Origin of the sequence: Shewanella loihica PV-4 (genome assembly GCF_000016065.1) — a bacterium.
GTDB classification, from domain to species: domain Bacteria; phylum Pseudomonadota; class Gammaproteobacteria; order Enterobacterales; family Shewanellaceae; genus Shewanella; species Shewanella loihica.
The window spans coordinates 1317113-1329912 of the sequence record NC_009092.1; the positions used below are offsets into that span (position 1 = coordinate 1317113).

The following is a 12800-nucleotide window of genomic DNA, read 5'->3' on the forward strand; positions in this document are numbered from 1 at the left end:
CCGACTTCACAAGAGGTGTCCATCTCATCATCCGTGTGGGCTTCACGGCGGCGTCCATGCCGCCAAGAGCCAAAAGCGTGCTTACACTCGTATCTAAACGTCTCTTCGATTTGATTTCATTTGTTGCTTATAAAGGGAAAAGATTTTGCGCATCTTTGCTTATTTGAAGCAACTCATAACAAGCAGTTGAAACTGGACAGGTATACAGTCGTATTTTAATGATGTGACTTTTGGGTGATTTTAAGTCGAAATTCGTGCGCGTTTTTCCATTGTTGTCAAAGTTAACACTTTTAAAATTAATCACTTATGCTTTTGATTAAGTAGATAATAGGTTTGGAAAACGCGCATGCGCGATTTGACGGATGGTGTATTTGAAGTAAAGGTGATAACTTCGTTGCAATACAATCAGTTAACAATGCGCGTTTCACTGGCCTAATATGATAGACGCGCATGCTCACTAATAAAATATTAGCCCCTAATCATCGATTGAACTCCGCAACATGCAATAGAGGAACATATGGAAGTAAGAAATATTGACCAGGACGAACTGGATGCGCTCCTTGCCTTAAATGAAGATCACTTTAATGACGTAAAAAGCAAAAGGATTAATCCAGGCAAGCTTCAAGAGACATTTGTTGCTTTTGCGAACTCTGATGGCGGGGATTTATACATAGGTATAGAAGATAAATCTGAAACGGGTGAGCGGGTTATAGGGTTCGGAGAGCAAGAGGATGCGAATGCTCTAATATCGACTCTTTTGGAAGAGACCAATCCCGCTGTTGAAAATGTCGTTATTGAGTTTTTAGAAGTTGAAGGCAAGGGGCTGATTTTACATTTTGGCATCCCCAAAAGCCCTAAAGTTCACTACACAGCTTCTGGAGATTGTTACATTAGAATTAATGCAGCTAAAAGAAAAATCAAAGGAGACCGTATTACTCAGCTAGGCTATTCAAAAGGTGCAGAACCATATGAAAGAAGAGCTCTAGATAACGTTGATATAGAAGATATTTCAGAGGGTGAATTGCTCTCTAGGTACATGGAGCGCGTTGGCACCCATTTGCTACCAGAAGCTTTCTTAAGAAAACAGCGCTTACTAACAAAAAAAGATGGTGAAAGAGTTCCGAATGTTGGTTCCGTTCTGTTATTTGATGATGAGCCCCAAGCTACCTTAGAGAAACGGTGTGCTGTAAAGGTTTATAGGCTAAGGACGACTGAAACCGAGTATAAGCGAGAGCAGCTTGAAGAAATGCCCGTGACAATAAATGGCGACGTAGAAAGTGTAATTGAGAAAACCGTTAATCAAGTTACTAAATACATCGATGGAGCTTCCTTTCAGGATGCTGGCAAGATTGTAAAGCTCAACTATCCATCAGAGGCATTGAAGGAAATACTCGTAAACGCCGTTATTCATCGAGACTATAGCCTTAATGATGACATTCATGTGCGAGTTTTTGACAATCGAGTTGAAGTACAGAGCCCGGGTAAGCTTCCAGGTTACATGACACTGGAGAACCTTTACGATGAGCGATTTTCTAGAAACCCCAATGTGGTTCGCATGCTACACAATCTTCCAAATCCGGTTAATCACGATATTGGAGAGGGATTAGATACCGCCAAAAATGAGCTAAAAAAAGCCGGCCTCGTTGACCCTATCTTTTACGAAAAAGAAAATGCGTTTATTGTCACCATCAAACACCAAAAAGTCGCATCGGTAGAGGATGTCATTCTACAGTATTTCTCTAACAACCCTAGTTCATCCATATCAAATAAGCTTGTAAGGCAACTTAGTGGTGAAGATGATATGCAAAAAGTTAAGCTTGCCTTGCAAAAATTGAGAGCGGCCGGTGAGATAAAGCTAGAAGATGAAAATGCATCTGCCTTTAACTACCGGTACATCAAAGCATAGGCTAACAAATCAAAGCACTCGGACGCAGCAAAGCTGCGCCGGTGTTTGAGGCGTTATACTTTTAGGTGAAAATGTCAGGTTATAGATGGAGTTGCCTAGCTTGCGAACGAGGTAACTCGGCTCAAGAAAAATATTGTGAGTATTGTGGAGCAAGCGCAGTCGCTACAGCTTGGGAGTTAGAAGCGCATGAATTCATTATGAACTTCCTCAAAAACAATAATGGAGAGCCTAAATGTAGTGCATGTGGGAATACATCTCATAGAGTCAAATTTAGTGAGGATCCATTCGTATATTTTGAGTCTCGGCAGAGGCCATTAATTAGGGCTATGTTTGTAATATCTACATGTACTGCATGTAATTTAGAACTCAAAACGGAATATGCAGTACCAACATTCCGCAAACTATATCGCTGGATAACAAAGAAAGATATAGAAAATGAATGGTGGTTAAAAAGGTAAATATGTATAAGAAACTGTTTGAAAGTGGACAAAGTTTACTTGGCTGTTTCATTTCACATTGTAGTAACCAAAATTCTCTTTTTAACAGTGTGTTAACTGCGTAAATATTAAGCAGTTCCAAATTGAATTGAACAAAAATCTAACTCGGAAATGCCAAGAACTTTCACATGCCGTCTAATCGAAGAGATGGATAACTGGGTGTAGGTACGGCTGAGGCCTTCGATTTCAGGGACGAAATCGTAGAGCGCCCAGGGAAGGGTTTACAGCGTGCCGCAGCTGTACCTGCACATAAAGCCTGCTGCCAAGCAATTTAAAACACTGACAGTTAACGCTGCAATTTGCCTTGCTAAGGAACAAACCAAGCTTTGGTTGTGTTCTCTCTAATACACGAAGAGATCGCTTTTACACATCCCTGTATTCGCGACATTGGTGCGTCCATGCTCTGCACCTGCTGCAAGCAATTCAAAACAGTAACAGTTGGCCATCAAATGACATCGAAACTGTCAGAAAGGTACGGGCTACAATCAGAGAAAAACTCAGAGAGCGAGTTTCCGCGCAGCAAAAAGCGGCCTTGTTTGGCCGCCTTCGAACGTTCAAATTTTAGTAGAGATTCTCGAAATAACTCTCGATGATGAGTACCGCCGACATGGAGTCGACCTGGCCCTTAGAGAGGGCCTTGTAGCCGCCCATTTCAAATAGCCTGGCCTTGGCGTCGGCTGTGGTGAGACGTTCATCCTGGGTGGCGGTCTTGACGCCGAAGCGGCCGCTGATGCGGTTGGCAAACTTGCGGGCTCGCTGGGTCATCTCCTGCTCTGTGCCATCCATGTTGAGGGGCAGGCCGACGACGATAAGGTCGGGTTTCCACTCCTGGATAAGCGCCTCTATCTCTTCCCACCTGGGGATGCCGTCGTTGGCCTTGAGGGAGGCGAGGGGAGTGGCGCTGCCGGTGATCTGCTGTCCGATGGCGACGCCTATGCTCTTGGTGCCGAAGTCGAAGCCCAAGACGCTTGCTGAACTCATAGTGAATTTTATCCTTTACTGTTAGGCGTGACCGGCCTGGGAGGAGAGCTGCCAGATGTCGAAGCCCAGTGATTCTGTGGCCTTCTGCCAGCGGCTCTCATGATCTGTGTTGAACATGAGGTCAATATTGGCCGGGATGGAGAGCCAGGTGTTGTCGGCCAGTTCCTGTTCCAGCTGATGACGGCCCCAGCCAGCGTAGCCGAGGGCGACGATAAACTGCTCGGGCGCCTCTTTGCTGCCCAGGGAGGTGAGCACGTCTCTTGAGGTGGTGAGCATGAGATCGTCGCTGATCTGCTGGCTGTTGCTCCACTGTGGCTGCGGCGTATGTAGCACGAAGCCCTTCTCCTGTCCCACGGGGCCGCCGACCAAGACTTTGCTGTTGATGCTCTCTATGGTGTGAAAATCATCCAGCTCCATCTGCCTGAGCAGCTCATTGACATCGACCCCTATGGGGCGATTGATCATCAGCCCCATGGCGCCTTGTTCGTTGTGCTCACACAGGTAGATCACGCTGCGCTCGAAGAAGGTGTCCTTAAGCGAGGGCATGGCAATGAGTAAATGATTTTGCAAACTATCCATCTAGCGCTCCAATGGGTTAACCACCCGCCAGTTTCACCTGATAATTCAGTTTTTCCAGCAGTGTCTTCAGCTGCTCTCTGTTGTCTGTTTGGATCTCTATGTTGAACTCTTTTACCGTGCCGCCGCAGCCGCACTGTTTTTTCAGCTTCTGCGCCAGTGCCTTGAGCTCTTTCTCGTCCAGGCCAAGGCCCTTGATCACTGAGACGCCTTTGCCTTTACGGCCCTTGCTGTCTTTATGAATGCGCACTATGCCGTCGCCTTCTGGGATGGCCTTGGTTTCCTTGGGCTGGTCGATTTTGCCGCCATCAGTGCTGTACACCAGGGCAATATTGGGATCGATTCTCATCATCTGTCACATGCTTAACTAAGATACCCTGAGTTTATCAAATTGAAACTCCCTTGTGGGAGGAGTAATTCTTAGATACGAAAAAAAGACCACCCTAGGGTGGTCATGGATAAGCATAGATACCAAATGCAGGGAGGTATCGATGTATTAACATCCCAAGGCGCCGGGCGAGCTGACGCAATCAGTGAGCAAAACTCTTTTAGCGAAACCTAGAGGCTATAGGTACTGCAGCGCCAACATCAGCAGCGACAGGCCTGTGTAGGCGGCGCAGGGGAGGATGAATCGGTGAAAACGGCTGATGGCCACACTGCAGGCGGTGAGGGCGAAGCCGATGGCGATGCTGGCATGACTCGAGCTATAGCCCTTCGCCATGGCGATCATCATGATGACCAAGGCCAGTAGGGGCAGGGTAAAGAGCACCCACTGGGAGGTCTTTACCTTGGGGCTCTCCGCTATGGGCGTGGCCAAAGATTTAGGGGCGAACATGAAGATGGCGCTGGCGATAACAAATGCTGTGATAAACCAAGTCATGGGACAGATCTCATATAACACTAATTGATAATCATTATCATTTGGGCTTTTGCTGAAGTCAAGCTGAACGAAACGCTATTTACAATAAAGAAGAGTTGTAGAACAGAGGTTTGCTATGTAAGCTTTAGGATAAATTCCTGTTTAAGTCATGCCTGAAACATGCTGGAGAGTCTATGAAAAAGGTGATTATCTTAGCCGCTGCACTTGCCCTGTCGGCCTGTAGCACACTGAAAACCAGCTCTGATTATGATCCCAAGGTCAACTTCGATGATGTGAAGAGCTATGCATGGGTGGTGAAGAAGACTGAAGATACCACCTACAACTTAGATGGCTTGATGGATCAGCGCGTTCGCGAGGCGGTAGACCGTGAACTGCAGATGAAGGGGATCAGCAAAGTGGAGGCGGACAACGCCGACGTGCTGGTGAACTACTTCACTAAGGTCGACAAGAAGATCAATGTCGATACCTTTAATACCAACTTTGGTTACGACCCTTACTACTATGGCCCGGGTTGGGGCTGGGGCGGTAGCGTTCACACCCAGACCACGGTACGTGAGTATGAGGTGGGCACCCTGGTGCTGGACATGATCAACAAAGAGACGGGCAAGCTTATCTGGCGCGGCTCTGTGGCCGATACCATTCGTGACAAGAGCACCCCAGAGGAGCGCGTCGAGGTGGTCAACAAGGCAGTAGCGGCCATGATGCTCAACTACCCACCACAGAAAGAGGCGAAATAGCCTCTCTATGAGCTAAGAGTTAAGATGAAAGCGGCCAAGAGGCCGCTTTTTTAATGTCCCGCTCTCTTTATCATTTCTCTCTAATGGTTCGAACCTGGCATCTGTCCCATCACTAAGAAGTGTGACCCGGGTGGCGCGTTTAGGGGCATATTTGCACCTTCCTTCGACCAAAGTCCTAGTTATTCCACCGCTGGCCTGGTGTTATGCTGCCTCGACCAGGATTTTTTAAACTCATGATTTAATCGTATCTAGGGGGCAGCGTGGAACAGTTTTTACAGCAGTGGTTTCACCACTATGAGAAGGGCGAAGGCGTCGAGGCTAAGGAGCTTAGCCAGGAGACCCTGAGTCATTGGCAGCAGCTGCTGGGCGGCGCCAAATCCGGAGAGCTGGAGCACTGGCAGAAGAATCCGCCGGGGCGTCTGGCACTTATCCTTCTCATGGGGCCTGTGGCGCATCTGCTGGAAGACGAGGCGGCCCTGGCGCTGCAGCTTAAGGCGCGGGATCTCTGTGTCTCCGGCGTGGACCGCGGCTTCGATACCCAGCTTGAGCCCCTGCAACGTCGCTGCTTCTACGATCCCCTGTTCTATTCCAGCAAGAGTGAAGACAGGGCATTGCTGGTTCGCTTGCTTGAAGGGATGCAATCCCACATGGCAACCACCGCTAGGCCAGCCTGGAGCCACTGGTATCAGCAGGCCTCGCTCGCAAATTAGATTACTACTCAAGAGCCTATCGCTGGCGAGTCATCCGGCTCGCCACGCCTATCTTTTAACTCGGCTCTCTTATCCCAGATCTCCTACTACTCTCTTCAACCTCGCTCTCCTAGCTCAGCTGCACCGCTAATCGGCCGTCAGAGCCTAATTAGGCGATGGCGGCGCTTAAGATTTGGCGGAATACCTGACTCACCTCCTGGTTGACGCTGCTGTGCTGGATCAGATCCACGTTGGCAATCCAGCCCATCTGTTCCATATTCAGCGGAATCGGGCACAGCTGCCCCTGGGCCAGGGCGTCCTGCACTAAATGTTCAGGCAGTAGTGTCCAGCCGAAGCCTGACTTGGCCAGATCTAGCAGGGCGTAGTAGCTGTCGGCCAGCCAGAGCTGAGGCGAGTGCTCTGCCTGAAAGCTCGATTGCTGCGTCTGCTTGCTGCCTATGGTGAGTTGACGGTGAAGCTTCAACTGGTCGAGGTTGTTGGTCTCCGCCTTGGCCAGTGGGTGATTAGGGCTGACCACAGGCTCAAACTTCACCGACCCCAAGGATTCGAAGTCTATCTGCTGGGGATAGATCTCCTCGCTGAAGATCACCCCCATGTCGACGTTTTGCTGCCTCACCTGCTCGATGATCTCCTTGCTGGGCAGCATGCGCAGCTCGAGCTGCATAAGGGGGTATTTGTCGGCAAACAGGTTCAGGTGCTGGCTGAGCTCAGAGAAGGGTACCCCTTCATCGATCGCCAGACGAAACTGTTGCGGCAGGCCGGCGTCCAGCGAGCTTATGAGGGATTGCAGCCTTAGGTGCTGAGCGATCACCGCCTTGACCTGGGGCAGCAGGGTCTGACCGGCCGGGGTGAGCACAGGATAGCGGCCACTGCGGTCGAACAGCTGCTTGTCGCAGTCTATCTCCATGTTGATGATCTGCTGGCTCACCGCAGATTGCACCTTGTTGAGGCGCCGGGCGGCCGCCGAGAAGGAACCGGTTTCCACAGTCGCCAGAAAGAGTTGTAGCTGCTCGAGTGTCGGCATATCGTAAAATGAGATGGTATCTAACTTTTATGTATCATAAATATGGATAAAAATGGTCGCAAGTTAAATTTGCGGAGCGACGACCATGTCTACTACAGAGAGAATCCTACATTCGGTGCTTTTTGAGATCTTTGCCCTGGCCTTAGTAGTGCCCATCGCCATCTGGTTCACCGGCCACGGTGTGGGTGAGATGGCCGCCGTCGGTATTGGTCTTAGCCTCTATACTGTCACCTGGAACTACTTCTACAACCTGGGGTTCGACAACTATTTCGGTGAAGATCGTACCAAGCGCTCGCTTAAACTGCGGGTGGTGCATGCCCTGGGCTTCGAAGGTGGATTAGTCTTCGTGACTGTGCCTGTGGTGGCCTGGTTTCTGGGGATCACCATCTGGCAATCTTTGATGCTGGAGGCGGTTTTCTTAGTGGTGTTTTTCTTCTATGCCATTATCTTTAACTGGCTTTTTGACTGGGCAAGATCTAAGTTTTATGGGCAGCGTGCGAAGGCTTAACGAGGTCAGTGCACGCGGCGGCTAGGTGATGGCCAAAATGAGAATTAATTTCACTAGATAGATATTCTTATATTGGAGATGCAGGCAGAAGGATATAAAATGTATCCCTGTCTGCATCTTTATATTTGATTGTTTTTCATGCGTTTTGAGATAGCTCTGCTAGAGATAGCTCTGTTTGAGATAGTTCTGCTTGAGATAGCTGCATGAGTGCATTATATGACAGATATGAGTGGTCCAAGGGCCTTTGCCCACAAAATGCCGATTAGAAGCAGTTCGTTTGCCATTAAGCTGAGCCTAGGCTTAATCTGTGTTGTCTGCGGCTTATGCATCAGTGGCGCCGCGCTGGCTCTTGGCTGGATCGATAGCGATTTAGATGGCGTGCCAGACAGTAAAGATGCCTGCCCGCACTCTCGCCCCAATGCCGTGGTCGATGCTAAGGGCTGCGAGATAAGGCGAGGTGAAATAGCTTGCATCGCGCCCGAGGGAGAGCTGCTGAGCTTTTGTGAGCCTGCCGCTCAGAAAGCCCAATATGGGCAAGCCAGACAGAATAAGCAAGACGAGCAGGTTAAGAGGTCGATAGGCGAGTCCAATGTCGTGCGCGTCTACTTTGCCTTCGCCAGTGCCGAGGTGAGTATCGACCAGTGGCCGCAACTGGCCAAGGTGCGCGACTTTCTTAGCGCGAGTGATGCAAGGCTCACCCTGGTCGGGCATACGGATAATATAGGCAGCGAGGCGGTGAATCTTAGTTTGTCACGCCAGCGCGCCGAGCGGGTGAAACAGATTTTTGTTCAAGATTATGGTGTTAAGGCGGAGCGACTGTCGATAGTCGCCAAAGGTGCCAGTCAGCCCGTGACCGATAACTTTGGTCCTGGCGAGCGGGCCTTGAATCGTAGAGTCGAGTTTATAGTTGAGGCCAGGTAATACTGGTCCATTTTATTAGGGAGCGTTACATGGAAAATTTGGATAAATATATCGAGCAAGCGCCTGAGCTGATCCTGACCTATGGTCTGCAGGTGGTCTTCGCCATAATCATCTTTATTATTGGTAAGTACCTGGCCAATGTGGCTAAGAAGCTTACCACTAAGTTGATGAATAAGCGTAAGATCGACAAGACTGTGGTCTCTTTCGTGGCTAACATGGCCTGGGCTTTGGTGTTTGTCTTCACTGTGATCGCCACGCTTGGGCAGATCGGTGTTCAGACGGCTTCTCTAGTTGCCGTTATCGGTGCCGCCGGTTTGGCCGTTGGTCTGGCGCTGCAGGGCTCGCTGTCTAACTTCGCCTCTGGCGTGCTTATGGTGCTCTTCCGTCCTTGCCGCGTAGGCGACTACATCGAGGCGGCGGGTATCGCGGGTACGGTCGATGAGATCACCATCTTCTCGACTAAGCTGCGCACCCCTGATAACAAGGTGATTGTGGCGCCTAACTCATCAATCATGAACGGTACCATCACCAACTACTCAGCCATGGAAACCCGTCGTATCGACTTGGTTATCGGCGTGTCTTACGATGCCGACCTTAAGCAGACCAAGGAAGTGCTTAAGCAGGTATTGGACAACAACGCCTACATTTTGAAAGATCCTGCCTACACAGTGGCACTGACCGAGCTGGCGGACTCTTCGGTTAACTTCGTGGTACGTCCTTGGGTCAAGGGTAGCGACTACTGGCCGGCCCGTTTCGAGATCCTAGAGCAGATCAAGCTGGCGCTGGACGAGAACAATATCGGTATCCCATATCCACAGATGGATATCTATGTCAAAGAGACGCCAGCGGCTTAAGCCTTGGCTCGATGGACAGTAAAAAGGTCGGCATTTGCCGACCTTTTTTGTGCCTGAATTCAGGGCTGAGCGCCATCCTTCTTAGTGGGCCTGACTGTCCTGGTTGCCGTGACCGCCATGTTGATAGTCGAACTTTGGCATGCCCCAGTAGTAGCGAATGGCCAGCATGCGGAAGCCAAAGCCGACACTCAGGCTGATGGCCAGGTTGACCCACTCGGTCACCTTGAATTCAGGGCTGAGCGCCAACTTTCTTAGTGGGCCTGACTGTCCTGGTTGCCGTGATCGCCATGCTGATAGTCGAACTTGGGCATGCCCCAGTGATAGCGAATGGCCAGCATGCGGAAGCTAAAGCCAACACTCAGGCTGATGGCCAGGTTGATCCACTCGGTCACCTCAAAGCTGCGCAGCAGCATGTAGAGGCTAGCGGTGGTCAGCGAGACCAGGGCGTAGAGCTCCTTCTTGAAGATCAGCGGCACCTGATTACAGAGGATGTCGCGGATCACCCCGCCGAAGACGCCGGTCACCACCCCCATGACGATGGCAAGTGTCGGGCTAAAGCCCAGCAGCAGGGTCTTCTGGGCGCCGACAATGGAAAATACCGCCAGCCCCAAAGCGTCTATGGCCAGAAACAGTTTGGAGAGATAGCGCATCACGGGCGAGATGATAACCGTCAGCAGCGAGGCGAAGGCGATGGCCAGTAGGTAATGGATATTCTCTACCCAGATGAGGGGATAGTTGCCCAGGAGGATGTCGCGTAGGGTACCGCCGCCTATGGCGGTGGCACAGCCTATGATGACCACGCCAAACAGATCCATCTGTTTTCTGCCGGCGCACAGCGCACCTGTCATGGCCTCGGCCAGTATGCCGATGAGCCAGAGGAGGGTGATAAATTCAGCTTCTTGCATTGTCGATTCAGTCGGGAAAAAAGAGTGCGCATATTGCCAGTCTCTCACGGGAAATGACAGCGAGATTTTTTGAAAAATTCGGATTAGATTTTTTAATTTTATATGTTGGTGAATTTTGGCTTGTTAGTAGTTTGTTGCCTTAAATATGGCTCATTGTGGTTTTCATCCTATTAGTTTATTCAGGTTAAATTTGAAAGTGGATGACGCCCGAAGATAATTTTATTGGCAGGCGTTAGGGCTGGCTCTAGCGAGGGCGGGCGGCGAGGAGTACTATTTGCGCTCGGTGTATCATTTTTAAGATGAGTAGGATGGGGAAGATGATTGATTTTCGCAGTGACACAGTAACTCAGCCCACGGCGGCGATGCGCCGCGCCATGGCAGATGCCCAGGTTGGCGACGATGTGTATGGAGACGATCCCAGTGTTAACCGACTGGAGGCTATGGCGGCAGAGCGTTTTGGATTCGACAGTGCCCTGTTTACCTCCTCGGGCACCCAGGCCAACCTGCTGGCGCTGATGTCTCACTGTGATCGTGGCGATGAGTATCTCTGTGGTCAGCAGGCCCACAACTATAAGTTCGAAGGGGGCGGGGCGGCTGTGCTGGGCAGCATTCAACCTCAGCCGCTCACCAACCAGCCTGATGGCAGCATCTTGCTGTCTGATATCGAGGCGGCCATCAAACCGGACGATTTCCATTTTGCCCGCACTCGTCTATTGAGTCTGGAAAACACCATAGGCGGCAAGGTGTTGCCTCAGTCCTATCTGGCCGAGGCGCAGGCGCTGGCCTTCAACAAGCGGCTCAAGATTCACTTAGATGGTGCCCGCATCGCCAATGCGGCGGTGGCTCATAACCTGGATATCGCCGATATCACCCAGTATTTCGACTCTGTCTCTATCTGTCTCTCTAAGGGACTGTGCGCCCCCGTGGGCTCGCTGCTACTCGGTGATGAGCGGCTGATCAACAAGGCCCGCCGCTGGCGTAAGATGCTAGGTGGCGGCATGCGTCAGGCGGGGATTTTGGCGGTGGCCGGCGAGATTGCCCTGAACGAGCAGGTCTCCCGCCTGGCAGTGGATCATGAAAACGCCCGCTATCTGGCCGAGCAGTTAAGCTGTCTCGATGAGTTCGAGGTAGATCTTGGCGAGGTGCAGACCAACATGCTGTTTGCCCGGGTGGTAGAAGGTGTCGCCATCGACAAGCTGGCCACGTCACTGAAGGCATCTGGTATCCTCATCAGCCCGGGCAAGACGCTGCGGATGGTCACTCACGCCGATATCCGCCTCGAAGATATCGATCTCTTTATCGATAAGCTCAAGTCGCTGCTCTGAGCGATTAGCCTAGCGAGACAGCCATAGTGAAAGCAAAAAGCCATCCTCTGGATGGCTTTTTTGTTATCAGGTAAACGGCCTAGTGATGATGGTCGTGGCCGCCTTCAAGTAGCTTGCCATCGGCCGAGTAGAAGCCTGAGCTACCGTGCTGAATGAAGCCCTGGGTGATCATCTTGGCGATGAAAGGGTCAGACTCGCTGTCGCCCACATCGGCAAAGTCGAGATCTTGGTAACCCGAGGTCAGCAGTTCGAAGCCTTGCTGATTGATAGGAGTCAGCTTGGTGAGTTGATAGTGAAGCTGCTGCTCGCCCTGGGTAATGGTCAGGCTGGCTGGAAGCTGGAGTTCGTTTATCCAGTCAAGTTCCAGAGACTGCTGCTTGCCTTGGGCGTGTGCTTTGCCCTTATGGGAGCCGCTGTTGTGAGAGTAGCTTTGCTGAGTAAAGCAAGCACCTTGATGCTGCTCGCCCTTATCGAATTGGCTCAAGGCGGCGGGGGCGATCAGATGAAACTGCTTGTCGATATCCGTATGGATATTGAGCGCCAGCAGATCGCTACGGCGATAGCTGATAGAGCGTTTCTGCTCGGGGAAGTAGCGTACATACTCGCCATTCTTCTGCCAGGCCTCATAGCTTACCGGGCCGCGCTGATAGATGATGGTGCCGTCGAAGCGGGTCAGGATCAGCTGGTGGGCTTGCGCCTTATCATCATTTCCTGCGGTTATTTGATAGCTGGCTTGAAAGCGCGTCGGCTGAGCGGCGCTGTCGCAGATCAGCGTACTGACGGCATGCTGATGTCCTTGGCTGTCTGACTGAGCGTGAGCCATGGCTAGTTTTCCAACGAGCAGGTTGCCCATTAGCAGGCTGCCGGTGACGCCTAAAAAGAGAGAGACTGACTTGAATGTTGAGCGAGACATAATAGACCTACTGATATTTCTCTTTAACCAAATAAGCAGCCTGACAACCTAGTTTAATAGGTG

At 50.8% G+C, this 12800-nt stretch carries 15 protein-coding genes; 7 read left to right on the forward strand and 8 right to left on the reverse strand.

The genetic code is table 11. The features are described from left to right. Positions 1-517: 517 nt before the first annotated feature. Entirely contained in the window at positions 518-1906 is a 1389-nt protein-coding gene (locus SHEW_RS05885; RefSeq protein WP_011864945.1) for an RNA-binding domain-containing protein, read from the forward strand. Between the two features lie 1058 nt (positions 1907-2964). Here SHEW_RS05885 and ruvX read toward each other — a convergent pair. The 4 genes from ruvX to SHEW_RS05905 all read right to left on the reverse strand — a co-directional run bounded on the left by ruvX (position 2965) and on the right by SHEW_RS05905 (position 4840). Next, positions 2965-3384, reverse strand: coding sequence for a Holliday junction resolvase RuvX (ruvX, locus tag SHEW_RS05890; RefSeq protein WP_011864946.1), 420 nt, complete (start codon positions 3382-3384; stop codon positions 2965-2967). Between the two features lie 21 nt (positions 3385-3405). Continuing rightward, positions 3406-3963 carry a YqgE/AlgH family protein gene (locus SHEW_RS05895; RefSeq protein ID WP_011864947.1) on the reverse strand — a complete coding sequence of 186 codons (558 nt, stop codon included), beginning with the start codon at positions 3961-3963 and terminating at the stop codon, positions 3406-3408. A gap of 16 nt (positions 3964-3979) precedes the next feature. Beyond that, positions 3980-4309 (reverse strand): stress response translation initiation inhibitor YciH, encoded by a 330-nt coding sequence (yciH, locus tag SHEW_RS05900; protein WP_011864948.1) that lies wholly within the window; start codon positions 4307-4309, stop codon positions 3980-3982. Between the two features lie 216 nt (positions 4310-4525). Beyond that, positions 4526-4840, reverse strand: a complete 315-nt coding sequence (locus tag SHEW_RS05905; RefSeq protein WP_011864949.1) for a hypothetical protein — start codon at positions 4838-4840, stop codon at positions 4526-4528. 173 nt (positions 4841-5013) lie between these two features. On the opposite strand from SHEW_RS05905, the gene SHEW_RS05910 reads away from it, so the two are divergent. After that, positions 5014-5577 carry a DUF4136 domain-containing protein gene (locus SHEW_RS05910; RefSeq protein ID WP_011864950.1) on the forward strand — a complete coding sequence of 188 codons (564 nt, stop codon included), beginning with the start codon at positions 5014-5016 and terminating at the stop codon, positions 5575-5577. Between the two features lie 260 nt (positions 5578-5837). Continuing rightward, positions 5838-6287 carry a DUF924 family protein gene (locus SHEW_RS05915; RefSeq protein ID WP_011864951.1) on the forward strand — a complete coding sequence of 150 codons (450 nt, stop codon included), beginning with the start codon at positions 5838-5840 and terminating at the stop codon, positions 6285-6287. Positions 6288-6435: 148 nt separating this feature from the next. Here SHEW_RS05915 and SHEW_RS05920 read toward each other — a convergent pair whose 3' ends face one another. Then, the gene (locus SHEW_RS05920) at positions 6436-7311 is read right to left on the reverse strand and encodes a LysR family transcriptional regulator (RefSeq protein ID WP_011864952.1); all 876 of its coding nucleotides are present in this window, start codon (positions 7309-7311) and stop codon (positions 6436-6438) included. 85 nt (positions 7312-7396) lie between these two features. Between SHEW_RS05920 and SHEW_RS05925 the strand changes: the two genes are divergently transcribed. The 3 genes from SHEW_RS05925 to SHEW_RS05935 all read left to right on the forward strand — a co-directional run bounded on the left by SHEW_RS05925 (position 7397) and on the right by SHEW_RS05935 (position 9594). After that, positions 7397-7819, forward strand: coding sequence for a PACE efflux transporter (locus SHEW_RS05925; RefSeq protein WP_011864953.1), 423 nt, complete (start codon positions 7397-7399; stop codon positions 7817-7819). A 216-nt stretch (positions 7820-8035) separates the two neighbouring features. Then, complete coding sequence (locus SHEW_RS05930; RefSeq protein WP_011864954.1) at positions 8036-8740, forward strand: OmpA family protein; 705 nt, start codon at positions 8036-8038, stop codon at positions 8738-8740. A 29-nt stretch (positions 8741-8769) separates the two neighbouring features. Further along, entirely contained in the window at positions 8770-9594 is an 825-nt protein-coding gene (locus tag SHEW_RS05935) for a mechanosensitive ion channel family protein (RefSeq protein WP_011864955.1), read from the forward strand. A gap of 81 nt (positions 9595-9675) precedes the next feature. Here SHEW_RS05935 and SHEW_RS20690 read toward each other — a convergent pair whose 3' ends face one another. Beyond that, positions 9676-9840 (reverse strand): hypothetical protein, encoded by a 165-nt coding sequence (locus tag SHEW_RS20690; protein ID WP_398351096.1) that lies wholly within the window; start codon positions 9838-9840, stop codon positions 9676-9678. A gap of 5 nt (positions 9841-9845) precedes the next feature. Then, on the reverse strand, positions 9846-10499 hold the full coding sequence (locus SHEW_RS05940) for a trimeric intracellular cation channel family protein (RefSeq protein WP_011864956.1): 654 nt from the start codon (positions 10497-10499) through the stop codon (positions 9846-9848). A gap of 317 nt (positions 10500-10816) precedes the next feature. Between SHEW_RS05940 and ltaE the strand changes: the two genes are divergently transcribed. Continuing rightward, positions 10817-11824, forward strand: a complete 1008-nt coding sequence (gene ltaE / locus SHEW_RS05945) for a low-specificity L-threonine aldolase (RefSeq protein ID WP_011864957.1) — start codon at positions 10817-10819, stop codon at positions 11822-11824. 79 nt (positions 11825-11903) lie between these two features. Here the strand turns inward: ltaE and SHEW_RS05950 are convergent, their stop codons facing one another. Beyond that, entirely contained in the window at positions 11904-12737 is an 834-nt protein-coding gene (locus tag SHEW_RS05950) for a hypothetical protein (protein WP_011864958.1), read from the reverse strand. Positions 12738-12800: the final 63 nt, after the last annotated feature.